At 40.4% G+C, this 22360-nt stretch carries 22 protein-coding genes, 2 tRNA genes and 1 riboswitch; of the genes, 13 read left to right on the top strand and 11 right to left on the bottom strand.

Translation table 11 applies throughout. From position 1 onward, the window contains the following. Positions 1–40 precede the first annotated feature (40 nt). The gene (locus RMB06_RS12600) at positions 41–1753 is read right to left on the bottom strand and encodes an electron transfer flavoprotein-ubiquinone oxidoreductase (protein WP_005804177.1); all 1713 of its coding nucleotides are present in this window, start codon (positions 1751–1753) and stop codon (positions 41–43) included. Positions 1754–1940: 187 nt separating this feature from the next. On the opposite strand from RMB06_RS12600, the gene RMB06_RS12595 reads away from it, so the two are divergent. The 5 genes from RMB06_RS12595 to RMB06_RS12575 all read left to right on the top strand — a co-directional run bounded on the left by RMB06_RS12595 (position 1941) and on the right by RMB06_RS12575 (position 6344). After that, positions 1941–2552 carry a DUF1285 domain-containing protein gene (locus RMB06_RS12595; RefSeq protein WP_002114653.1) on the top strand — a complete coding sequence of 204 codons (612 nt, stop codon included), beginning with the start codon at positions 1941–1943 and terminating at the stop codon, positions 2550–2552. Between the two features lie 46 nt (positions 2553–2598). Continuing rightward, complete coding sequence (gene murI, locus RMB06_RS12590) at positions 2599–3465, top strand: glutamate racemase (RefSeq protein WP_005804179.1); 867 nt, start codon at positions 2599–2601, stop codon at positions 3463–3465. A 116-nt stretch (positions 3466–3581) separates the two neighbouring features. Then, positions 3582–4586 carry a DUF4062 domain-containing protein gene (locus tag RMB06_RS12585; RefSeq protein ID WP_068565251.1) on the top strand — a complete coding sequence of 335 codons (1005 nt, stop codon included), beginning with the start codon at positions 3582–3584 and terminating at the stop codon, positions 4584–4586. Between the two features lie 73 nt (positions 4587–4659). Beyond that, on the top strand, positions 4660–5676 hold the full coding sequence (hemH, locus tag RMB06_RS12580) for a ferrochelatase (RefSeq protein WP_119030090.1): 1017 nt from the start codon (positions 4660–4662) through the stop codon (positions 5674–5676). Positions 5677–5699: 23 nt separating this feature from the next. After that, positions 5700–6344 (top strand): MBL fold metallo-hydrolase, encoded by a 645-nt coding sequence (locus RMB06_RS12575; RefSeq protein ID WP_017385667.1) that lies wholly within the window; start codon positions 5700–5702, stop codon positions 6342–6344. On the opposite strand, the gene RMB06_RS12570 is transcribed toward RMB06_RS12575, so the two are convergent. Then, a complete protein-coding gene (locus RMB06_RS12570; protein WP_002114956.1) occupies positions 6341–6535 on the bottom strand; it encodes a DNA gyrase inhibitor YacG in 195 nt (64 codons plus the stop codon). The two genes, RMB06_RS12575 and RMB06_RS12570, sit on opposite strands and share 4 nt — an antisense overlap. 87 nt (positions 6536–6622) lie before the next feature. Between RMB06_RS12570 and RMB06_RS12565 the strand changes: the two genes are divergently transcribed. The 4 genes from RMB06_RS12565 to crcB all read left to right on the top strand — a co-directional run bounded on the left by RMB06_RS12565 (position 6623) and on the right by crcB (position 9562). After that, entirely contained in the window at positions 6623–7261 is a 639-nt protein-coding gene (locus RMB06_RS12565) for an SAM-dependent methyltransferase (RefSeq protein WP_080612970.1), read from the top strand. Then, positions 7251–8456, top strand: coding sequence for a TIGR03862 family flavoprotein (locus RMB06_RS12560; protein ID WP_311079716.1), 1206 nt, complete (start codon positions 7251–7253; stop codon positions 8454–8456). Before RMB06_RS12565 ends, RMB06_RS12560 begins: the two co-directional genes overlap by 11 nt. Before the next feature lie 78 nt (positions 8457–8534). Continuing rightward, entirely contained in the window at positions 8535–8945 is a 411-nt protein-coding gene (locus RMB06_RS12555; RefSeq protein ID WP_032005120.1) for a GFA family protein, read from the top strand. Positions 8946–8990: 45 nt separating this feature from the next. After that, positions 8991–9057: riboswitch (Fluoride riboswitch) on the top strand. A gap of 124 nt (positions 9058–9181) precedes the next feature. Further along, positions 9182–9562, top strand: coding sequence for a fluoride efflux transporter CrcB (crcB, locus tag RMB06_RS12550; RefSeq protein ID WP_311079715.1), 381 nt, complete (start codon positions 9182–9184; stop codon positions 9560–9562). A gap of 463 nt (positions 9563–10025) precedes the next feature. On the opposite strand, the gene RMB06_RS12545 is transcribed toward crcB, so the two are convergent. The 3 genes from RMB06_RS12545 to RMB06_RS12535 all read right to left on the bottom strand — a co-directional run bounded on the left by RMB06_RS12545 (position 10026) and on the right by RMB06_RS12535 (position 12266). Continuing rightward, positions 10026–10361 (bottom strand): HopJ type III effector protein, encoded by a 336-nt coding sequence (locus RMB06_RS12545; protein WP_057077264.1) that lies wholly within the window; start codon positions 10359–10361, stop codon positions 10026–10028. Between the two features lie 250 nt (positions 10362–10611). Then, complete coding sequence (locus RMB06_RS12540) at positions 10612–10866, bottom strand: type B 50S ribosomal protein L31 (RefSeq protein WP_002114896.1); 255 nt, start codon at positions 10864–10866, stop codon at positions 10612–10614. A 101-nt stretch (positions 10867–10967) separates the two neighbouring features. Then, the gene (locus tag RMB06_RS12535; RefSeq protein ID WP_068612539.1) at positions 10968–12266 is read right to left on the bottom strand and encodes an AarF/ABC1/UbiB kinase family protein; all 1299 of its coding nucleotides are present in this window, start codon (positions 12264–12266) and stop codon (positions 10968–10970) included. A 256-nt stretch (positions 12267–12522) separates the two neighbouring features. Here RMB06_RS12535 and RMB06_RS12530 point away from each other — a divergent pair, with 256 nt between their 5' ends. Then, complete coding sequence (locus RMB06_RS12530) at positions 12523–13770, top strand: SfnB family sulfur acquisition oxidoreductase (RefSeq protein WP_044101310.1); 1248 nt, start codon at positions 12523–12525, stop codon at positions 13768–13770. A 32-nt stretch (positions 13771–13802) separates the two neighbouring features. Next, entirely contained in the window at positions 13803–15053 is a 1251-nt protein-coding gene (locus tag RMB06_RS12525) for an acyl-CoA dehydrogenase family protein (RefSeq protein WP_199992545.1), read from the top strand. A gap of 32 nt (positions 15054–15085) precedes the next feature. On the opposite strand, the gene abeM is transcribed toward RMB06_RS12525, so the two are convergent. Both abeM and RMB06_RS12515 read right to left on the bottom strand, forming a co-directional pair. Further along, positions 15086–16432 carry a multidrug efflux MATE transporter AbeM gene (gene abeM, locus RMB06_RS12520; RefSeq protein WP_017385674.1) on the bottom strand — a complete coding sequence of 449 codons (1347 nt, stop codon included), beginning with the start codon at positions 16430–16432 and terminating at the stop codon, positions 15086–15088. 32 nt (positions 16433–16464) lie between these two features. Next, positions 16465–16926, bottom strand: coding sequence for a DMT family transporter (locus RMB06_RS12515; protein WP_005065993.1), 462 nt, complete (start codon positions 16924–16926; stop codon positions 16465–16467). Between the two features lie 116 nt (positions 16927–17042). On the opposite strand from RMB06_RS12515, the gene hemW reads away from it, so the two are divergent. Further along, positions 17043–18197: a radical SAM family heme chaperone HemW gene (hemW, locus tag RMB06_RS12510; RefSeq protein WP_284091256.1), complete on the top strand. Its 1155-nt coding sequence runs from the start codon at positions 17043–17045 to the stop codon at positions 18195–18197. A 45-nt stretch (positions 18198–18242) separates the two neighbouring features. Here the strand turns inward: hemW and RMB06_RS12505 are convergent, their stop codons facing one another. Continuing rightward, the gene (locus RMB06_RS12505) at positions 18243–18998 is read right to left on the bottom strand and encodes an SDR family oxidoreductase (protein ID WP_032035403.1); all 756 of its coding nucleotides are present in this window, start codon (positions 18996–18998) and stop codon (positions 18243–18245) included. A gap of 112 nt (positions 18999–19110) precedes the next feature. Here RMB06_RS12505 and RMB06_RS12500 point away from each other — a divergent pair, with 112 nt between their 5' ends. Further along, the gene (locus tag RMB06_RS12500; protein ID WP_141315613.1) at positions 19111–20007 is read left to right on the top strand and encodes a LysR family transcriptional regulator; all 897 of its coding nucleotides are present in this window, start codon (positions 19111–19113) and stop codon (positions 20005–20007) included. A gap of 63 nt (positions 20008–20070) precedes the next feature. Here RMB06_RS12500 and RMB06_RS12495 read toward each other — a convergent pair. The 3 genes from RMB06_RS12495 to RMB06_RS12485 all read right to left on the bottom strand — a co-directional run bounded on the left by RMB06_RS12495 (position 20071) and on the right by RMB06_RS12485 (position 22206). Beyond that, positions 20071–20146 (bottom strand) — tRNA-Lys (locus RMB06_RS12495). A 22-nt stretch (positions 20147–20168) separates the two neighbouring features. Next, positions 20169–20244 (bottom strand) — tRNA-Lys (locus tag RMB06_RS12490). 120 nt (positions 20245–20364) lie between these two features. Further along, entirely contained in the window at positions 20365–22206 is a 1842-nt protein-coding gene (locus RMB06_RS12485) for a long-chain-acyl-CoA synthetase (RefSeq protein WP_311079709.1), read from the bottom strand. Between the last annotated feature and the right edge of the window lie 154 nt (positions 22207–22360).

Here is a 22360-nt window from a genome sequence, read left to right as displayed (position 1 = left end):
AATACTAATAAAAAAGCCCCGAATAATCGGGGCTTTTTTATTACATATTAGGATAGTTTGGACCACCGCCGCCTTCAGGCGTTACCCACGTAATGTTTTGAGATGGGTCTTTAATATCACAGGTCTTACAGTGAACACAGTTCGCTGCGTTAATCTGAAAGCGTTTAGAACCATCATCATTTTCCATGATTTCGTAAACACCAGCAGGGCAATAGCGCTGTGCAGGCTCATCCCATTTCGGTAAGTTCACATTCACTGGAATTGAAGGATCAGTAAGCTTCAAGTGAGCTGGCTGGTTTTCTTCATGTACAGTGTTTGAGATAAATACTGAAGACAAACGGTCAAATGTAAGTTTGCCATCCGGTTTTGGATAGTTTGGCTTAAAGCTTGTTGCATCAACAGTTTTCAATGCAGCAAAGTCTTGCTTCAAGTCATGTAAAGTGAATGGCACTTTAAAGACATTCTGGTCGATAAAGTTAAATGCACCACCCATCCATTGACCAAATTTATGCATCGCTGGGCCAAAGTTACGAGAGTTATAAAGTTCTTCTTTTAACCAGCTGTTGTTAAATTTGTCAGTGTATGAAGTCAATTCTTTAACGAATAAGTCTTCGCCTTCAGTAACACGTGCAATCGCAAGATCACCGCCTTTTTCTACACCCGCAGCAATCGCTTCAAATACAGCTTCACCACATAACATGCCTGATTTCATGGCAGTGTGTGAGCCTTTGATTTTTGCAAAGTTTAAGAAACCTGCATCATCACCAATCAAGCAACCGCCCGGGAAAGTTAATTTAGGAAGAGAGTTGAAACCGCCTTTCACTACCGCACGTGCGCCGTAAGAAATACGTTTACCACCTTCTAAATACTGTTTAATTAGTGGGTGAGTTTTCCAGCGCTGCATTTCCATAAATGGATACATGTGTGGATTTTCATAAGACAAGTCCACAATCATGCCCAAAGTAACTTGGTTGTTTTCAGCGTGGTATAACCACCAGCCACCTGAAGAAGCTGTTTCTGCTAAAGGCCAACCTGCACCGTGCATGACTAAGCCCGGTTTATGTTTTGCTGGGTCAATTTCCCAAAGCTCTTTAATCCCGATACCGTAGTGCTGAGGATCAGCATCTTTATCAAGGTTGTATTTCGCAATTAGGCGTTTTCCTAAGTGACCACGGCAACCTTCAGCGAAGAGGGTATATTTAGCGTGAAGCTCATAGCCTGGAGTAAAGTTATGCGTTGGTTCGCCATCTTTACCAATACCCATGTCACCTGTTTGAATACCTTTTACAGTACCGTCTTCATGGTAAAGCACTTCAGATGCAGCAAAGCCAGGGAAGATCGAAACTTCTAGCTCTTCAGCTTTTTGACCTAACCAGCGAACCACGTTACCTAAAGAGATCACGTAGTTACCGTCGTTGTGCATGGTTTTAGGAACCATCCAGTGAGGAACTTCTTTTGAGGTGGTGTCTGAAAGTAAGAAGAATGTTTTGTCTTCAGTTACAGGGACATTAAGAGGCGCGCCTTCATCTTTCCAGTTCGGGAAAAGTTCATTGATGGCACGTGGCTCAAGCACAGCACCAGACAAGATATGCGCACCTACTTCAGAGCCTTTTTCAACTACACAAACAGAAAGATCGGGTAAGTTTTTTTCAATCGCTAATTGACGGATCTTAATCGCAGCAGATAGACCTGCAGGTCCTGCACCTACGATGACAACGTCAAACTCCATCGATTCACGTTCGATGTGTTCCATGTAGGACTCCTCAATACTTAAAGGTGGCAACCGTCATATTCAGATAATTCGGTGCTGCCGTGAGTGTTTTAATCCATAGGCGCAAATATGCTATTGTGCCGTTTATCGTTTGGGCTAGTATAGTTTTAAACCATGATCTAGCCAATTGGCTGAGTCGTAACATTTTTTCGTCAGCAAGGCATAAACTATGGTAAATCAAAATAATTCACCATCGGATATGGGAAAAATACCGTTATCTGATGATAAAAACTTAATGAACATTGCACAATACTTAAAAGGTGTACAGCAAAGTCACAAAAGGTCAATTCCACCTTTAGAGCAGTGGCATCCAAAGCATTGCGGCAAAATGGATTTGACAGTGAAATCCAATGGAGAATGGTGGCACGAAGGTCAATTAATCAAGCGCCAAGCTCTATTAGATCTGTTTACCAAAGTCCTATGGAAAGAAGAAGGCAAATTCTACCTGAAAACCCCTGTAGAACAAATTGAAATCGAAGTTGAAGATGAACCTTTATTAGTCAATCAGGCAGATCAGGTCGAAATTTCAGGTGAGCAGTTTTTACAACTGACCACCACTAACCAAGATGTAATTTTGGTTGATGCAGAACATCCTATTTTTATGCGTGAATATGCAGGAGAGTTGCGTCCTTATGTGCATGTCCGTTTTGGGATTAATGCGCTGATTCAACGTCAGGCTTTCTATCATTTGGTGAACTATGGAACACTAATTGAAAACGATAAAGGTGAAACCATTTTAGAGCTAAAAAGTGGTAATTTGCTCTTGCAATTAGGCACTTGAGGTTTAAGCTTTAGGGAGTGAAATTTTCTGACACTTCAGTACAGCTATGACCGCCATACAACCTTTATTTTCCGAGCTAGAACCTATGCCTAAAGCATCAGCAGATGCCCCAATTGGTATTTTTGATTCGGGAATTGGAGGGATGTCAGTTGCAGCAGAAATTGCCAAATATTTACCAAATGAACGTATTGTGTATTATGCCGATACTGCCTACGTTCCTTATGGACCACGCTCTGATGAAGAAATCAGAGAACTCACGGCTCGAGCAGTCGATTGGCTATATCGTCAAGGTTGTAAAATTGCAGTCGTAGCTTGCAATACGGCTTCCGCATTTAGCCTTGATCATTTGCGTGAGCATTATGGAGAACACTTTCCAATTGTTGGATTGGTTCCAGCATTAAAACCTGCTGTATTACAGACTCGTTCTAAAGTGGTTGCTGTTTTGGCAACGCCTGCTACTTTTCGCGGCCAGCTTATTAAAGATGTAGTCGAGAAGTTTGCTGTTCCGGCGGGCGTTAAGGTGATGACTTTAACCAGCCTTGAACTTGTTCCCTGTGTCGAGGCAGGCCAGCAAATGGGTGAGGCATGTTTAAAGGCATTAAAAGAAGTTTTACAGCCCGCCGCTGAACAAGGTGCCGACTATTTAGTGCTCGGTTGCACGCATTATCCTTTCTTAAATCAAGCAATTCATCATCTTTTTGATAACCAATTCACACTGGTTGATTCTGGATTGGCAGTTGCCCGACAAACAGCCCGTATTTTAATAAAAAATGAGTTATTATGTGACCAAATAGGTCAGAATGTTGCACGTATTGAATGTTATGTCAGCGGTAATAATGCTGAGGCACTGCAACCTGTTTTACAACATATGATTCCACAAGAGTTAACTTGGACACTTCATAATCTGAACTGATCTTTTAGCATTATTTAGAAACTAGTGTTTTTTAGATTTATTATTTTATTTGGGGCGGTTCATGATCTTGGCTGATATTAAGTCACGGACAGATCATGGGGCGAAAGGGTATTGTTATGCTCGATACACGCTATCAGATTTTTATTTCAACATCCGGCCGCGATATGCAGCCAGAGCGGATGGTTCTGTCTCAAACCTTGGTAGGGATGGGCTTCTTTGCTTGGGGATTAGAACAACGAACACCCCTAACCACTACGCTTGCTCGTCGACAAATTGATGAATGTGATTATGTAATCCTACTTTTAGGCAGCCAGTATGGAGAGCAGTCGATTTCTGGTGTGAGTTATTTATCTTTAGAATATGAATATGCGTTAAGTCAGGCTAAACCTATTATTGTGTTCATGCATGAGCAGCCCGAAAGTCGTGAAATACGTTTACAAGAAACACATCCACAGCTTAAAGATAAATTTCTCGCATTTAGAAAAAAGTTACTACTTGATGTAAATCATATTTTTTACTTTAAAACTCCACGTGAACTAGAGTTGGCTATCCGTTTAAATATGCCTTTAATGGTTGAACAGCATATGGGACAAGGTTGGGTTCCTGCTCATCAGGCTCATCACTTAGAAGATGAAATTAAGTTATTAAAAAATAAAATTTTACAGTTAGAACAGCAATTAACAGAGTCATCAGCTCAAGTAAACGAAGTTGCTCCCCAAGATATTTTTGCATTTGAATATCAAATTCAAGCATTTCAGGATGGGAATTTTAAAGAGCTTAAACGACAACGACAAATGACTTGGTCGCAGTTGTTAAGTATATTGGCAAAGCAGTTTGAAACAGCTACTCCAGAAGAGAATTTTGGGACATGTTTAAATGAATATTTGAATCAGGCTGGCCTAGAAGATGCTCGTCAGGAGTTACCTCGTGCTCATGCTGTCGCCTGCGCTCAGATTAACCATAAGGCATTGTTTCGGATAAAAAAGCAAATGCAGTCACAGGGCTGGATTGTTCCAACTCAGACTGAACAATCCGATAGCTTATGGAAAGTCACAGCTAAAGCTCAAAAGTTATTACTTAGCTATAAATGGAATCATCGGGGCATTCGATTAAAAGCTTAGAGCGATTCAATTTATATATGACAATAAAAGCTGTTACATTAGTGACATAAGATGAATTGAAAGGCATTTACACATGTCGTTTGAACAAAAACCGAAAGTTACTGTCATTTTAGCGAATTTAGGTACACCGGATGAGGCCACTGTTCCTGCGGTTCGCCGTTTTCTAAAGCAGTTTTTATCTGATTCACGTGTAATTGAAATACCGAAATTCATTTGGTGGATTATTTTAAATCTGTTTGTTTTACCTTTTCGCCCAAAAAGGGTAGCACATGCCTATGCTTCGGTATGGTCAAAAGATTCGCCCATGCGTGAAATTGTGTTTGAGCAAACTCAACGTATTCAGGCTTATTTGCAGCGAGAAAATAATCAGTTTGATTTAACCGTGATACCGGCGATGACCTACGGTAATCCAGGTATTGACGCAGTTTTAGAAAAACTGGCCGCTAACCCGCAAGAGCATGTCATTTTATTGCCTTTATTTCCTCAATATTCAGCCACCTCTACAGCACCGTTATATGATGCTTTTGCCAAATGGATTCCAGCCCAGCGAAACTTGCCGGGTCTAACGATTATTAAAGACTACTATCAGCATCCAATGTTTATTCAGGCTTTGGCAGAAAGTGTTCTAGTTTACCAAGAGCAGCATGGTAAGCCTGAAAAACTGTTGATGTCATTTCATGGTATTCCACAGCCTTATGCAGACAAAGGCGATCCTTATGCAGACCGTTGTCGCATTACTGCAAAGTTAGTCGCTGAAGCCTTACATTTGAAAGATGATGAATGGGCGATTAGCTTCCAGTCACGTTTTGGGAAACAAGAGTGGGTTAAACCTTATACAGACCAACTTTTGCAAGATTGGGCGAAGCAAGGCGTTAACTCAGTACAGGTATTAAGCCCAGCTTTTTCTGCTGACTGTTTAGAGACACTTGAAGAATTAGCCATCCAAAATGCTGAGTTGTTTCAAGAGGCGGGTGGTGGTAGCTATGCTTATATTCCTGCTTTAAATAGCGATCAAGCTCATATTGATTTGCTTGCAGGGTTAGTTCAGGCTAATCTTGATGCCCTTACTTATACCTTAGCCCACCGTTAATTGCGTTTTAGCCAGAGGTTCTTATGCTGCAAGTCAAAATTGTTCCAGTTACTGCATTTGCCCAAAATTGTTCTCTTGTTTGGGACAGTGAAACCAAAGAAGCAGTTTTGATTGATGCTGGCGGTGACGCTTCAGTTTTGAAGAAAGAAGTTGAAGCCTTAGGTTTAAAGGTGAAAGCTCTTTGGCTCACTCATGGGCATTTAGACCATGCAGGAGCAGTGGGTGAACTTGCTAAAGAATGGAGCGTTCCAGTTATTGGTCCCCATAAAGAAGATCAGTTTTGGCTAGATATGATTCAGGAAGTTTCAGCACGTTATGGCTTTCCAATTCCACAGCCTGTTAAAGTCGATCAATGGCTTGAAGGCGGTGAAGTGCTAAAACTGGGTGAAGATGAGTTTGAGGTGCGTTTTGCGCCGGGTCATACACCCGGACATGTTATTTTCTATAATAAAAATCATGGCTTGCTTTGGACTGGTGATGTCTTGTTTAAAGGTTCGATTGGAAGAACAGACTTTCCGCGTGGAAACCATGATCAGTTGATTGAATCGATTAAACGAGAGTGTTTTAGTTTGCCAGATGATACTCAGTTTATTTCTGGACATGGTCCAATGAGTACCATTGGCTATGAAAAACAATTTAACCCGTTTGTTGCAGGTAAAGCAGGTTAATCCTCGTAATCATCTTCATTTTGACTACCCTTGTTATGCTGAGGCGCATCTTGGGTAGGCAGTCTATATTCATCATTTGCCCAAGCACCTAAATCAATTAATTTACAGCGTTCAGAGCAAAATGGACGAAATTCATTACCTTCCCAAACACTTGGTTCACCACAACGTGGGCAGGGGAATGTACGTGGCATAAAGCGATATCCTCAAAGTGAAGAGAAATAGATTAGGCAAAAGTCAGGTGACTTGTTAGACTTATGCCGATTTTTATTTAGTTTGATGTGATTATGCAGATTCGTCAATTTCAAGCACAACGTATGCAAGCGCCTCGCGATTTTACCCCAATTGAAAATACCCCGATTTGTGTAGAAATTGGAGCGGGCAAGGGTAAACATGCTTTGCTTTTTAGCGGGCAACAGCCGCAGCACACATTGTATGCAATTGAACGAACCCGAGAAAAATTCTTGGCAATGCAAAAACAGCACGGTCTGGAACCAAGAGATAATTTAATCCCTGTACATGCAGATGCTTTACCGTGGGTGGTACATGCACTACATCCTGCTCAAGTTGAACATTTCTTTATTCTCTATCCAAACCCAGAACCCCATAATCCAGCACAGCGCTGGTTGAATATGCCATTTTTTGAGTTCTTAATCTCTCGTCTGCAAACAGGTGGAACCATTACTTTGGCAAGTAATATTCCTGAATATATTGAAGAAGCTGAACAACAATTAATTAATGTCTGGAAGCTGCCTTACCAAAAAGAAAAAATTGCTCAAACATCTGCACGTACTCATTTTGAAATTAAGTATTTAGAACGTGGAGAACTTTGCCAACAGCTTGTGATCACTAAACCTGAAGGTTACAGCACACGTTTTGATGAGTTTACCCCATTACAAGGTCAAGTGCATGGCGAATAAGCGGGTTGCCATTATTGGTGCGGGTCCGGCTGGTTTAATGGCAGCTGAGGTGTTGAGCCAATATGCTTATGATATTGATGTATACGAGCAAAAACCTTCAGCTGCACGTAAGTTTCTGATGGCAGGGAAAACGGGGTTAAACATCTCACATGCTGAACCATTAGCGCAGTTTATTGAGCGCTATGACCATGCAGAATGGCTCAAACCGTGGGTTGAAAAGTGGGATGCAGTCTGGATTCAAAACTGGATGAAAAATCTGGGAATTGAATCTTACGTTGGTACTTCAGGCCGTATTTTTCCTGTCGAAATGAAAGCAGCACCTTTACTGCGTGCTTGGCTAAAACGTTTGGCAGAACAGCAGGTTAAATTCTTTTATCGTCATCGTTGTATTAATTTACAAGGCACAACGGTGACTTTAGAAAACCAAAATAATCAAAGCACTGAAACCTTTACCCAGCAATACGATGCAGTAGTATTGGCTTGTGGCGCTGTGTCGTGGTCACAATTGGGCAGTGATGGTGCTTGGCAGCAATGGGTTGATCAATCTGATATTGAGCCTTTCCAGCCAAGTAATGCAGGTGTACTTCACACTTGGTCAGTTTTTATGGAAAGCTGTTTTGGTGAACCTTTAAAACGTATCAATGCATGGGTTGAACCCAGCCAAGTTACTCATGGTGATATTGTGATTACTCACTATGGGTTAGAAAGTGGTGTTATTTATAAACTCGGACGTGCTTTACGAGAACAACAAAAACAAGGGCAAAGCTTAAATTTGTTTTTAGATTTATTGCCTGATGTAGAGTTGTCACAGTTAGTTAAAAAATTACAGGCTAGCAAAAAACAATCGCTCACCAATATCTGGCGTAAAGCAGGCTTAGACACAGCCAAGATTAACTTAATTCGAGAAGTGGTCGATAAAGCACTATGGAACCAACCAGAGGCTATGGCTCAGCAAATTAAAGCACTTCAAATTAAGTTAGATGGCTTTAGACCCATCGAAGAAGCGATTAGTTGTGCGGGAGGCATTAAGCAAGAAGCGCTATCCGAAAGTTTAAATCTCAAACAAATGTCAGGTGTATTTTGCTGCGGTGAAATGCTGGATTGGGATGCGCCTACAGGCGGTTATTTGCTTACGGCATGCTTTGCTACAGGGCGAGCAGCTGGCGAAGGTGTGCATTCATTTTTAAAGAAATAACAGGATAATTTGGTGCTATGTTTGATATGTGAAAAGTGCTATTTTTGAGCGATCAATAATAATAGGATTTACGAGAACATGTCTCAAGCATCACCAGTTTATCAAGGAAGTTGTTTATGTCAGGGTATTCGCTATGAAATTAAGGGCGATATCGGAGATATTATTCAATGTCACTGTCAACGCTGCCGAAAAGCTAATGGAACAGCATTTGCAACAAATGCTCCTGTTAAAAGTACAGATTTTAAAATTACCCAAGGTGAAGACCTTGTCAAAAAATTTGCTGTGAACGGGGTATATCGTTGGTTTTGTAGCGAATGTGGTTCACCTTTGATTAGTTCTCGTGATGCGCAGCCTGAATTATATCGCTTAAGAATTGGGACACTTGATACACCACTAGACCAAAAGCCGACAATGCATATTTTTGCTGCTTCTAAGGCGGAATGGGAAAGTATTTGTGACGATTTACCACAATTTGCTGAACGTCCATGATTTTAAAAAGTATGTTTAAATCAAATTTTAGATGATCTAATATACTTAAAACAGGGAGATGGCATTCCTCCCTTGAAAAACCGCCATATTGGCTAATGATGCCTACGTTACCCTCATGTATTTATATCGCTGGGTACGTAGGTTATTGCGTACTCTGCTTATTTTTGGAGTACGCTGTGTCATATTTCCCTTCATTATTTTTTGCTCTTTTAGCGTCTATCTAAAGGGGTGGTCCTATGTATTACTCTCTACTTTCAATTGCTTTAGGCTCAGTTCTAGGGGCATGGTTACGTTGGTTTTTAGGTTTAAAACTCAACCCGATTTATCCGCAAATTCCATTTGGTACAGTGACTGTTAATTTGGTCGGTGGTTTTATTATTGGTTTTGCAATTGCTTATTTTGCTCAAAGTGATTTAAGTCCGAACTATAAGCTTTTTGTGATTACTGGTTTTTGTGGTGCTTTAACTACCTTTTCAACGTTCTCGATTGAGATCGTCACTTTATTACAAAGTGGTAAGTTGGGAATGGCGATGTTGGGGATCTCCATCCATTTAATTGGATCATTAATTTTTACGTGTTTGGGTTTGGCGACTTATCATTGGGTAGCGGGGCATTGAGTTTTTATATTTAAGAATTGACCATGATTTCAAGTTGTGAGAACTCATCGAAGTTGAGTGTTGGGTAGGATTTTCACGACGGAGTCTTATCGTTGAGTTATCTAATGGAAGCAGCTAATTAAGTTACTTTGGTTTTGCCCAAAGTAACCAAAGGCATCTGTCATTCGCAGAACCTGTTCACTGAATCCATTTATCTTATGCTTTGCAAAAACGATCTTTTATTGACACCACGCAGGCTGCGAATGACGTTATCGCGTATCAAATGTAAGGGGCTAATAAAATAATTAAGAAAAATAAGGCATTCACTATCGTGACAGACGGCATGGATGCCGTCGTTTCGCTGTGCTACATGGATGTAGCATCAGCGGGACAAAGGGTTTTGTCACTTTTGCCTCAAAAGTGAGGCATTGCCTATTAATAGGCTTTAGAAAATCTCATAATTTGAGGCTATGCTAAAAAATGATTAAGCTTTTTCAGTTAAAGCCTGACCTTCAAACTTCACACCATCCCAACCATTTTGCATAAACTGACGAATATTTTGATGATCAGTTCCTTCTGGGGTAGCTAATACAGATGCGTAGTGTTCTGCAAATAAACTTAAAGTTTGTGCTTGGTCTAAACCTTGTAACTTGGCAAAAGAGAAAACTTTTGCACTGCCTTGATTTTCAGTAGCAGCATTATGCTGTGCACCATTTTGAAAAGCCGTTGGAGTATGTTGGTAACGTGCTTCAATATGAGCTAAAACGTCTGAAAATTTTGCTGTGCCTGCTTGTAATTGGGCAAGTAACTCTTGTGCCATAATCTTAAACTTCCTATCAAATGGGGCTTAAGCATAGCATTGAATACATGCTTTGAAAGCTTGGCAATTATAAAAATTGAGGAGTTATTGAAAAAAATCAGAAGAGTTTTTAGACAACTTGTGGATAAGTTTTCTTTTATACACAGTTTAGAAATGATGAAAAAATACACATAAAAAAAGAAGCCTAAGTGGAGGAGATAGTCTTAGGCTTCCAATGTTTTAAGTGTATTGGTCAAATCTTAACGCAAGATTAACTCTTACGATTAAAGCGAGCGAAACGTTTATTGAAGCTTGCTACACGGCCTTCGTTGCTTGCTTGACGTACTTCACCTGTGTAAAAAGGGTGTGATGCACTTGAAATATCAAGAGTGACATAAGGGTAGACTTTCCCTTGATATTCTTTAGTTTGTTTAGACTGAAGAGTACTACCAATTAAGAAGTACACGTCTGCATTGGTGTCATGAAATAACACTTGTTGATAAGCAGGATGAATATCTTTACGCATGAGAGATTGTCCTAAATTATTTTTGATTAAAGAAATGTTATAACATAACAATTAAAAAGTCAATGTAACCCATAAAAGGCTACACTGATCAGTAAATTAAGTTAGTTAGAAGGTGGTACAAGCTCTTCAAATAGATCGTTTAGATTGTCATGAACTTTTAAGTGAATCAGGTTCCAGTAATGCCCTGAAATGGTTCTGTTGACCATTAAAGTATCTGGTGATGGTTTAAAGACATCCCAATACTTCAAAGATTTTTTCACAAGTAACATGCCATCATGATGTGATGAGTTCTCTGCAAAATTATAAGTGGTGGTAAGCGGACGTAATAATACTTCAATCCAGAGTTTATATAGATCACTCGGGAATTTGCCTTTTTCAGCAAGTGAATGTAGTTCAAATAATTCTGTTTCGATTAGCTCAATATTTTCATGGCGAGCTGCATTTACTAAGCGTTTAAAGTGCTGCACGATTTCATTTGAGAGCGTTTTAACACTGCCATAGTCATAAATAATGACACTGCCATCTTGGCGGAAAGCAAAGTTACCCGGATGAGGGTCACAGTGGAAACGTTTTAAAAAGAACATTTCCTGACCTAAAGCACGAATCAAGCGGCGTCCAATGGTATTTCGAATTTCGATAGGCCAAGCGCTGGCAGTTTCAATGCTGTCACCTTGTTCGAGACTCAAGGTTAAAATACGTCTTGAAGAGTAATCTTTATAAACAGTCGGGATGATAATTTTGTCATCTAATTGGCTATGAAATGTTTTGAAAACTTCAAGGTTTTGAGCCTCGATTTCATAGTTAAGCTCTGCTGACAGACTATCTTGAATCTCTGCAAAAAGCTGATCTTGTAGCTTTTTATCAATTTTAAGCACACCCATTAAACGAAGTGCCAAACGTACTTGTTTTAAGTCACTTTCACAGGCTTCATCAACACCCGGATATTGCACTTTAACCACAACTTGTTCGCCACTTGGCAGAACAGCTTTGTGAACTTGCCCAATCGATGCAGCAGCAAAAGGTTCTTGTTCAAAAGATTTAAAGGCAACATTCAGCGGTTTTCCAAGCTCACGTTCCACTTGTTGTTGAATAGCGGCAAAGGGCATAGGTGGAGCTTGGCGCTGTAACTTAGAAATTGCTTTAGCGACCTCGGGTGGAAAAATATCTTTATATTGTGATGCAATTTGGCCGACTTTCATGACGGCACCTTTCATTTCACCTAAGGTGTCGGCAATTTGCAAACCAATATCCTGAAATAACTTGGTTTTTGAAGCCAGCTTTTGCTCTTCATCTGCGGTCAAGTTTCGAATCGAGTTAGAAACGGTTTTCGTTGCAATGCTCGCGGTCATTCCTGCAAGTTTCATAAATCGTTTGCCGGGTGAACTTGCATTCTTTGCCATATCTTCGATACCTCATTGACTACAACATAATATTGCCTAGTTTTGATCATAGGTGACAAAGCTTAAAAAGCCTATATGAAATTGTTTATCTCATGTAAGAAAATTTTCGAAAAACAAAATGTTATTTTTATAGTAAAAAATATGAAAAGCTTGTGAAAATCTATTTCATAAACAAAGCTTTAATATCTATAAAGTGCCTGTTTTTTTGGTGGTAATGTGAATAACAGGTTAAATAAAAATAGAGATAACAAAAGTTATGACAAGTTTAAGTTCGGCCCATGGGCGGTCTCAGGCGGTTCCTTTATCTGTGTTTGAGCAGACAAAAGATGCGCATATTATTCGTTCTGATGAAGAAGCAATTGAGCTTGCCAAACAACTTGCTCAAGAGTTTGCACAAGAAGCATCTGAGCGAGACAGAGAGCGCCGTTTACCTCTAAACGAAATTCAACAGTTCTCACAAAGTGGCTTATGGGCTATTACGGTTCCCAAGCAATTTGGTGGTGCCCAAGTAAAATATCGAACCTTGGCTGAGGTCATCAAAACAATTGCGAGTGTTGATCCATCTCTTGCACAGCTTCCCCAAAACCATTTAGCTTTTATTGAACATTTACGCCTTGATGCAGGCCCAGAACAACAAAAGTTTTTCTTTAACTTAGTGTTGAGGGGGATTCGTTTTGGCAATGCCTTTTCAGAAAAGCATAGCAAAACGGTAGCTGACCTCACTACCACATTACGAAAGACCGAGCACGGTTATGAAATTAATGGCAAGAAGTTTTTTGCAACAGGTGCATTGCTTGCGCATTGGGTTCCAATTGTCGCTGTAAATGAACAGGGGCAGCCTTACGCAGCATTAGTTCCTCGGGAAACTTCAGGGGTGAATATTATTAATGACTGGTCTGGCTTTGGACAACGAACTACGGCCAGTGGTACCGTTGAACTTAATCAAGTTCCAGTACGTGAAGAATATCTAATTCCGATTTATCAGGCTTTCGAACGTCCTACTCCAGCAGGTGCAATTTCACAATTTATTCAAGCTGCTGTCGATGCTGGTATTGCACGTGGCGCAATTGAAGAAACAATTCACTATGTCAAAAATCATAGCCGTGCATGGGTCGATTCAGGTTTAGAAAAAGCGAGTGATGATCCCTATACGATTGCAAATATTGGTGATTTAAAAATTAAGCTGCGTGCGGCAGAAGCGGTATTAGATTTAGCAGGAGATGCGATCGATCAGGCGATTGCTGACACGACAGAAGAGCATGTAAACCAAGCGACATTACTGGTTGCTGAAGCAAAAGTACTCACTACAGAAGTTGCGATTTTAGCAGCGAATAAGCTTTTTGAGTTGTCTGGAACACGGTCAACCTTGTCTGAGCTTAATCTGGACCGTCATTGGCGTAATGCTCGCACTCACACTTTGCATGATCCAGTGCGTTGGAAATATCACATTGTCGGTAATTACTACCTCAATGGCATCCATCCACCTCGTCATGCATGGAGCTAAAGTGAATAAAAAATAAGATTAGGAGAAAAAAGATGACGATTACCCAAATTGAATTAGAAGAACTGTCTGTTGGCGCTGATTATGAAAAGGTCGCAAGTAGATTTCGCCCAGTTTTTGAAAAAATTGCCCAAGGTGCAATTCAACGGGAAAAAGAACGAATATTGCCTTTTGAACCGATTCAGTGGTTAAAAGAACTCAAGTTAGGTGCGGTACGTGTTCCGGTTAAATATGGTGGAGATGGGGTGTCATTACCGCAACTTTTCCAGCTTTTAGCAGAGTTAGCACAAGCAGACTCGAATATTGTGCAAGCTTTGCGTGGACACTTCGCTTTTGTTGAAGACCGCTTAGTTGCCCATAAAGAGCATTCGCAGGAGGTTTGGTTTCAGCGTTTTGTACAAGGTGATTTAGTTGGGAATGCATGGACTGAAGTTGGAAATGTGCAAATCGGTGATGTCGTTACCCGAGTAACCAAAGATGCTTCGGGTAACCTGATAGTGAATGGTGAGAAGTACTATTCAACCGGAAGTATCTTTGCAGACTGGATCGATTTATTTGCCTACGATGAAGTAAATGACCGCCACGTGATTGCTGCTATTTATCGTCATGAAACAGGCGTGAGTGTGATTGATGATTGGGATGGCTTTGGTCAAAAGACAACGGGTAGTGGTACTTTAAAAGTACATCAGGTACATTTGCCAGCCTCGCATCTCATTCCATTTGACCAGCGTTTTAAATATCAAACCGCTTTTTATCAAGTCGTCCATCTTGCAACTTTAACGGGTATTGCACATGCGGCAGTAGAAACTTTTAGTCAGGAGATTCGTGAGCGAAAACGTATTTTTAGTCATGGTAATGGCGACCTTGTTCGTCACGATCCACAAGTTTTACAGGTGGTGGGTAAAGCCTCTGCTCAAGCTTATGGAAGTCTAGCAATTACGATTAAAACAGCTGAAGCATTGCAGAAGGCTTATGAAAGTCACTTTAGTGAGTTAGAGGTAAAAGAACATCAGTTTAACGTAGATGCAGAGCTTGAGTCGGCGCAAGGACAGGTGGTGATTTCTAATTTGGTACTCGATTTAACCAGCCAATTATTTAATGCTTTAGGCGCATCGGCAAGTAGTCAGGTCAAACAACTCGACCGTTTCTGGCGTAATGCTCGAACGGTGTCTTCACATAATCCGCTCATCTATAAAGAAAAAGTGATTGGTGATTGGGAAGTGAACCGGACCGATTTACCGTTTGTCTGGCAAATTGGAGCAAGCCCGCGGGCAAAGTCTGCATAGTGAAAAAAAGCCGATATTTATCGGCTTTTTTATTAGGTTTGACTTAAACGTTTAGTGTTTAAATAAAGCCTTGAAAGTAATAAAACACAAGCAATGCTTAAACCAATAATCAAGCCTAGCCACACACCAGCTACACCCCAATGGGTATAACGTGCTAAATAAAGTCCGATAGGGAACGCAATCACCCAATATGCCATAAGCGTAATCCACATCGGTGCTTGGGTATCTTGCATACCTCTTAAACAGCCTGCGGCACTCACTTGCAATGCATCCATCAACTGATAACCCATTGCAAACCAGAGTAAATACATGGCAACAGGAACCACATCTATATCTTGAGTATAAACCGAGACAATTTGTTCACGACCTAGGGCAATAAAAGACATGGTCAATAAGGCAAAAAATATTGCTGTGCTTAGACCAATTTTTTGCACTTGGTACATTGAAGCCCAGTTCTTTTCACCATAATAGGTTCCCACGCGAATAGTTAAGGCAATCGCAAGTGAAAGCGGAATCATAAACAGCACAGAGGTGACTGAAATTGCGACTTGATGTGCTGCAATAAATACTTCACCCAGTGGACTAAGCACCAATGCACCTGTACTAAAAATACTCACTTCAAAGAACACGGCTAAACCGATGGGTAGGCCAAGCTGTAAGATTCTTTTTACCCAAGTCAGGTTAATTTTATCGAATCTGCTAAAAATCGACGTGTTTCGGTAAGCTGAAGCTTTATAAATATAGCCAGCTAAAGTAATTAGCATGAGCCACTGTAAAATGGATGTTGCAAAACCACAGCCTGCACTACCTAAAGCAGGTATTGGTCCTAAGCCATGCATAAAAATCATGTTTAGAGGGATTAAAACCACTAAGGCCAGTAAGCTAATGACCGTTACAGGACGTGGATGGCCTAAAGCCTCTGAATAACCGCGTAGGGCTGCGTACATGGTCACAGCAGGCATACCTAAGCCAATCGCATGTAAGAACAAACTTGCTTTAGGCTGTAAGCTCTCCGGTACGCCAAACACATGCAAGAAAAACGGCATGAGCTGCAAAATGAGCATAGCCATTACGCCTAAAATGATGGCGACCCATAACGATTGACGGACAATGACAGGAATTTGTTCTGTATTTCTTGCGCCCTTTGCTTCAGCGACCAAAGGTGTAGTCGCAATCATAATGCCACTGAACAGGAGCATGACTGGAATCCATAAGCCCACACCTACCGCAATTGCTGCTAAATCGGTTGCAGATAAATGCCCAGCCATAATAGTGTCAATTAACCCAAATCCCGCTTGAGCAAACTGGGTAATTAAAATCGGTAGCATTAAGTGGAAGAGTTGTTTTAATTCAGACCGAAAAGATGTGACATTCGACACAAAAGGTACTCTTTTTAAATATAAAAATGAAGCTAACGTTGCAAAGTGAGTAACACACCGACAAAGATGATCACGCCCCCAAGAAACCGTTGCCATGTAACAGGTGTCTTTTCTGTACCTAACCAACCAAAATGGTCAAGCAACATTGAAATGAGCAATTGCCCAAAAACGACTAGCCCTGTAAAGGTTAAAAAACCAAGTTTAGGTGCAGTATAAATGCTCATGCTAATTGCATAAACCCCAAGGAATCCTCCTGTCCAAAGAAGCCATGGAATATTTGATATTTCACTTAAAGAGGGCTTTTCGGCACTTTGGAAAAAAACCATAACGGCTAAAACAATAGTACCTATGAAAAATGATAATAAAGCTGCCTGCAAGGGTGAGTGTAGTTGCTCGCGCAGTTGAGCATTGATTGCAGTCTGAAAAGCCATGGCAACACCGATTCCCATAGCTAGAGGTAAGATCAGGAAAAGTTGACTAGAGAATTTCATCATTTTTATCAATATTTAAGTATGTTTAAAAACAGTCTAAAGCAATTAAGGTATGTTTTCATAAGCCCATTGATGCAGTCATGTTAAAATAGAAATATTGTGTAAATTGGACCTGCTCCTTGGCCGTATTAAATCCTGCTTCTGTTCCTTTATCTTTATATATCCATATGCCTTGGTGCGTGCGTAAATGTCCATATTGTGACTTTAACTCGCATGCCGTACCAGATGGAGCGCTTTCGGCAGAACTCGAGCAAACCTATTTAAAAGCATTAGTGGCCGACTTTGAAACTCAAGTTGAGATGGCTCAGGGACGTTCAATTCATAGTGTATTTATTGGTGGCGGAACGCCTTCACTTATTTCTGCTAAAGGCTATGCGTGGCTGTTTGAACAGCTTAAGTCATTGCTCAAATTTGAAGATGGCTGTGAAATCACCCTAGAGGCAAATCCCGGAACACTAGAACATGACCCGTTTGCAGGCTATTTAGACGCAGGTATTAACCGTTTATCGATTGGTGTGCAGACTTTTAATACAGAGCACTTGCAAAAACTGGGGCGTATTCATTCAGCCAACAATGCTATGGATGCAATTGAGCAGGCACGACAAGCAGGCTTTAAGCGAGTTAATGTCGATTTAATGCATGGCCTACCTGAGCAAACCCTAGGACAAGCGCTTTATGATTTAAAGGTCGCTGTAGAGCATGGCGCGACACATATCAGTTGGTATCAACTTACTATTGAGCCAAATACCGTATTTTTCCGAACTCAGCCTATTTTACCTCAAGATGAAGTGTTAGAAGATATTCAAGAGCAAGGCGAAGCATATTTAAAAGCAAATGGCTTTGTAAACTATGAAGTGTCGGCTTGGCGTAAAGAACAACCTTCAGCCCATAATTTAAATTACTGGGAATTTGGTGATTACCTTGCAATTGGTGCAGGAGCACATGGCAAAGTAACCCGACCAGATGGCGTGTATCGTTTCCAAAAGACTCGTTTACCGAAAGACTATTTGGTTAAGGTTCCAGCCGAACATTTGCAAATGAAAAAGATTGAAGTAGAAGAGCTACCTTTTGAATTTATGATGAATGCTTTGCGTCTAAATGACGGGGTAAAAGCTGAATTATATGAACAGCGTACAGGCTTAAGCTTAGATCATTTAAATGAGGTACTCACTTCACTTCGAGCTAGAAAGCTACTGGTAGAGGATAGTTCTCGTTTGGCTTGTACAGAGCAGGGGCATATTTTCTTGAACTCAGTACTAGAAGAGTTCTTGTGATAAAGCAAAGTCAAAGCCGCATTATCAAATGCGGCTTTTTTGATTTTAGCGAGTGGTGTAGCCACCATTTGCAAAAATTGTTTGACCGGTAATCCACCAACCATCTGTCACTAAAAATCGAACTAGAGGTTCAATATCTTCAATTTTGGTAAGCCCACCTAAAGCTGAGGCTGATTTGTGGTAAGCAACTGCCTCGGCAGATTCCTGCCCATAAAAGAATGGTGTATCCATTGGTCCGGGTGCAACAGCAGTCACAGAAATCTGACGATCACCAAATTCTTTTGATGCAGCGCGAGTGTAATGCTCAACAGGTGCTTTTAAGCCTTCATAAGTTGAATAGAGTCCAGTGTAGGCTGCTAGAAGAGAAGTCACGATTGAACAGATCTTGCCGCCATCATTTAAATGACGACCCGCCGATTGAATAAAGAAGTAGGCAATTTTTGAGTTGATATCGCTCATGCTATCAAACTCTTGTTCTGTGGTGTCTAAAAAAGATTTCTTTAAAACCTTTCCAACTGTATTAATGGCAATATCAATTCCGCCAAAATGCTGCTTAGTATCTAAGAAGAGTTTTTCAATATTATCAATATCAGTTAAGTCTGCTTGAATTAAAACAGCGTCTACACCGAATGCTCTTACATCTGCGAGCGTCTGTTCAGCATCTGCTTGAGTTTCAGCGCTATTGTAGTGAATCGCGATTTTGGCGCCTTGTTCTGCAAATTTACGGCTAATCAGTCCACCTAAGTTTTTTGCACCGCCTGTAATCAATACAACTTTATCTTTAAGAGTATGAGTTGTCATGATGGTTGTTCCTATGCTGACTTGTTTTAATGTGTTTTTAGTCTAGATTGGCGGTAATTTTTGATCAATTATGCTAGTTTGGTTTAACTATTCAAAAAATACGAACAATTAAATGGATCGGTTGCAGCAATTTTTTATTTTTACAGAAGTCGCTAAACGACAAAGCTTTAGTGAAGTGGCGAATCAGCTTGATTTGCCTCGTTCGACAGTGACGAGCGCAATTCAACAGCTAGAAACTCACTATGGAGTACGCTTATTTCATCGTACTACGCGTAAAGTAAGCCTTACCCAAGATGGACAACGAATATTACCTGAGTGTCAAAATCTATTATTTGATTATGAACAGCTCGAACAGCTTATACAGGCACAAAAGCAGCATTATCGTGGCACGCTAAAAATTTCAATGCCCAGCCGAATCGTGCATCAAGTGATTATTCCTGAACTTCCCGATTTTTATAGTCGCTATCCAGATATCCATTTACAACTTCATAGCTCTGATGACATTACTGATTTAATCGAGAAAGGAATTGATTGTGTTGTTCGGGTGGGGCAGCTAGATAATAGTAGTTTAATCGCGAAATTTGTTGGTAACTTGATTATGGTGAACTGTGCAAGTGCTGACTATTTAGAACAGTACGGTATTCCTGAACAATTAGAAGATCTATCTCAACACAAACTTATTAACTATGCAGGAGCGGTAGGAGAGAAACAGGGCGTATTTTTATATCAAGATGGAGCTGTGATGATGGATAGTGCTTTAAGCGTAAATAATACGGAAGCCTATATTGCAGCAGCTAGTGCAGGTTTAGGAATTATTCAACTTCCATACTACGATGTTCAGGATAAAATCGAGCAGGGAACTTTAGTTGAAGTACTAAGTGCCTATACCGCTCAATCACTTCCACTTAATATTTTATATCCGAATAGAAGTTATATTCCTAAACGTTTGGAAATCTTTATGGAATGGACTAGGGATGTTCTATATAAGAAGTGCATCGTCATCTTTTAGTCATAAAACTAAAATACATTAACAATAAAAAAAGCCTCTCGCAGTGAGAGGCTTTTTAGAATTTGGTGGGTCGTCCGCGACTCGAACGCGGGACCAACGGATTAAAAGTCCGCTGCTCTACCAACTGAGCTAACGACCCAAATAGGTTCAAAACAGATAAGTGGTGGGTCGTCCGCGACTCGAACGCGGGACCAACGGATTAAAAGTCCGCTGCTCTACCAACTGAGCTAACGACCCGTATCGTTTTGATGTCGCGTATTTTAGCAAGTTATTCAACTAACACAAGAGGAAATTTAAAAACATTTGCATGATTGCCTATAAAAAGCACGATTTCCTCTTGTTTAGCTAAAAAATGAACTAAAAACGGTATTTATATGCCTGAATGTTGTCAAAAATTTCAGTTGTGATGTCACAGTAACTGCTTTCACCAGGCAATAAAGCGAGTAAACGTTCAGAAGTTTTGCTTGGATTAAACGCATCTTCCTTCAATTTATTCTTTTGGTACTTAAAAGTACCTGTGGTTTCAACTTTAGCTTGTATACGTAAAAACACTGGTACCGCATAAGCAGGTAAGCATTTTTTAAATACAGTCACCATTTCTGTTAAATCAGCGTCATTTAACTCGGCACCATCAGCAAGTGTGATTGCTGCCATACCTGCACGACCATTGGTATTTGGAATTTCTACACCATAAACCACAGCTTCAGCGATCTTGTCATATTCACACACCATGTTTTCAACTTCGGTGGTAGATACATTTTCGCCTTTCCAGCGGAAGGTATCACCTAAGCGGTCAACAAACTGAGCGTGACGGAAACCAATATTACGAACAAGATCACCTGTGTTGAAATATGAGTCACCTTTTTTAAAGACATCTTGCATAATCACAGATTTATTCTTTTCTGGGTCGGTATAACCATCAAATGGAGAGCGACTGGTAATTTTGCCTACCAATAAACCGACTTCACCTGCTTTAACTTTTTTACACCAGCCATTTTTATCGCGTATTGGTTCGTTTTTCTCTTTATCAAACTCAATAATTGCGTATGGCGTAGGGGAGAAGCCTACTGTGTTGTCAAAGTTGAAAATATTACTAAAGCCAACGTTACCTTCACTTGAGGCATAAAGCTCAAGAACTTCTTCAACACCAAAACGCTGTTTGAATTTATCCCAGATGTTTGGACGCATGCCGTTACCAATCATTTTGGTTACACGGTGAGCGCGGTCAAACTCTGTAGTTGGAGCATCCATCAAGTAACGGCAAAGTTCACCTACATAACCGATTGCAGACGCATTAAAATTCTGAACATCTTTCCAGAATGCACTGGTCGAATATTTACGTCGAATGGCAAGGGTAGAGCTTCCTGCAATCACACCACACCAGCAAACAACCACGCCTGTTGCATGATACAGCGGTAAAGTGACATACATCACATCATCTGGACCAAGGTTTAAAATGTGGCCATAAGTGCCATATGCGAGTGTCCAGCGGCTATGTTTAAAAATAACTGCTTTTGGTAAGCCCGTTGTACCCGAAGTATAAATATAAAACAGGCCATCATTTCCATGAACGGAATGTGTGGTTGATGGATTGAATTTCGGGAATTGATCAATTTCTATTGCAAGATTGGCATAACCTTGAGGTGCTGTTCCTGCATTTTGACGAGTAGTCTGATCTGCAAACCAGTGAAAACGGTCTTTAGGAACGTTTAAGTCTTGACGAATTTCATCAATTGCAGCACGAACTTCTTCACCCGCAATGACTGCAATTGGTTTTACAAGATTGATACTATGAGCGAGAACTTTACCGACTTGAGATGTATTTACAAGCGCAATAGTTACCCCAATTTTAGCTAAGCCCACAATAGTGGCAATAAGCTCAGAACGGTTCTCAACCATTACGGCAATCACATCACCTTTACGTGCGCCGAGAGATAAATAATAGTGAGAAATCTGGTTAGCCCATTCATTTAAAGCTTCGTATGAGTAACTTTGATCTTCAAATAATAAAGCAATACCTTTCGGATTTCGCTTAACAGCTTTCTCAAAAGCTACACCTAATCCAGTTGGTGTATTTGCTGTTCTTAAATAAGCCTGTTTAAGACCATTCAGGATATGGGGTACTTTGGGAATGAAGCTAGGAAGTCTAGTGGCAACATCCCCAAGCGTAATGATATCGGTCTGTGTTGTCTGGCTCATATCAATCCTATTTATTTTTCGATCAATCCAAAAAAGGTTGCGTTGGCAAAAGTACAGTATTTTTCATGGTTCACCATGCTTTTAAAACTTTTCTTCTAGTGCAATCAACCTAATTGGTTAAAAATAACAAAAAAAACCTAGTCATCGAAATGAC

It is taken from the genome of Acinetobacter sp. V104_13, from assembly GCF_031798995.1.
GTDB classification, from domain to species: domain Bacteria; phylum Pseudomonadota; class Gammaproteobacteria; order Pseudomonadales; family Moraxellaceae; genus Acinetobacter; species Acinetobacter pittii.
The sequence above is the reverse complement of the archived record's forward strand: the minus strand, read 5'-3'. Positions and strand labels throughout refer to the sequence as shown.

Bases quoted from the DNA above. Each gene is read 5' to 3' on its own strand.
- RMB06_RS12600 (WP_005804177.1), bottom strand. From the start codon at position 1,753: ATGGAACACATCGAACGTGAATCGATGGAGTTTGACGTTGTCATCGTA.
- RMB06_RS12595 (WP_002114653.1), top strand. From the start codon at position 1,941: ATGGTAAATCAAAATAATTCACCATCGGATATGGGAAAAATACCGTTA.
- murI (WP_005804179.1), top strand. From the start codon at position 2,599: ATGACCGCCATACAACCTTTATTTTCCGAGCTAGAACCTATGCCTAAA.
- RMB06_RS12585 (WP_068565251.1), top strand. From the start codon at position 3,582: ATGCTCGATACACGCTATCAGATTTTTATTTCAACATCCGGCCGCGAT.
- hemH (WP_119030090.1), top strand. From the start codon at position 4,660: ATGTCGTTTGAACAAAAACCGAAAGTTACTGTCATTTTAGCGAATTTA.
- RMB06_RS12575 (WP_017385667.1), top strand. From the start codon at position 5,700: ATGCTGCAAGTCAAAATTGTTCCAGTTACTGCATTTGCCCAAAATTGT.
- RMB06_RS12570 (WP_002114956.1), bottom strand. From the start codon at position 6,535: ATGCCACGTACATTCCCCTGCCCACGTTGTGGTGAACCAAGTGTTTGG.
- RMB06_RS12560 (WP_311079716.1), top strand. From the start codon at position 7,251: ATGGCGAATAAGCGGGTTGCCATTATTGGTGCGGGTCCGGCTGGTTTA.
- RMB06_RS12555 (WP_032005120.1), top strand. From the start codon at position 8,535: ATGTCTCAAGCATCACCAGTTTATCAAGGAAGTTGTTTATGTCAGGGT.
- crcB (WP_311079715.1), top strand. From the start codon at position 9,182: ATGTATTACTCTCTACTTTCAATTGCTTTAGGCTCAGTTCTAGGGGCA.
- RMB06_RS12545 (WP_057077264.1), bottom strand. From the start codon at position 10,361: ATGGCACAAGAGTTACTTGCCCAATTACAAGCAGGCACAGCAAAATTT.
- RMB06_RS12540 (WP_002114896.1), bottom strand. From the start codon at position 10,866: ATGCGTAAAGATATTCATCCTGCTTATCAACAAGTGTTATTTCATGAC.
- RMB06_RS12535 (WP_068612539.1), bottom strand. From the start codon at position 12,266: ATGGCAAAGAATGCAAGTTCACCCGGCAAACGATTTATGAAACTTGCA.
- RMB06_RS12530 (WP_044101310.1), top strand. From the start codon at position 12,523: ATGACAAGTTTAAGTTCGGCCCATGGGCGGTCTCAGGCGGTTCCTTTA.
- RMB06_RS12525 (WP_199992545.1), top strand. From the start codon at position 13,803: ATGACGATTACCCAAATTGAATTAGAAGAACTGTCTGTTGGCGCTGAT.
- RMB06_RS12515 (WP_005065993.1), bottom strand. From the start codon at position 16,926: ATGATGAAATTCTCTAGTCAACTTTTCCTGATCTTACCTCTAGCTATG.
- RMB06_RS12505 (WP_032035403.1), bottom strand. From the start codon at position 18,998: ATGACAACTCATACTCTTAAAGATAAAGTTGTATTGATTACAGGCGGT.
- RMB06_RS12500 (WP_141315613.1), top strand. From the start codon at position 19,111: ATGGATCGGTTGCAGCAATTTTTTATTTTTACAGAAGTCGCTAAACGA.
- RMB06_RS12485 (WP_311079709.1), bottom strand. From the start codon at position 22,206: ATGAGCCAGACAACACAGACCGATATCATTACGCTTGGGGATGTTGCC.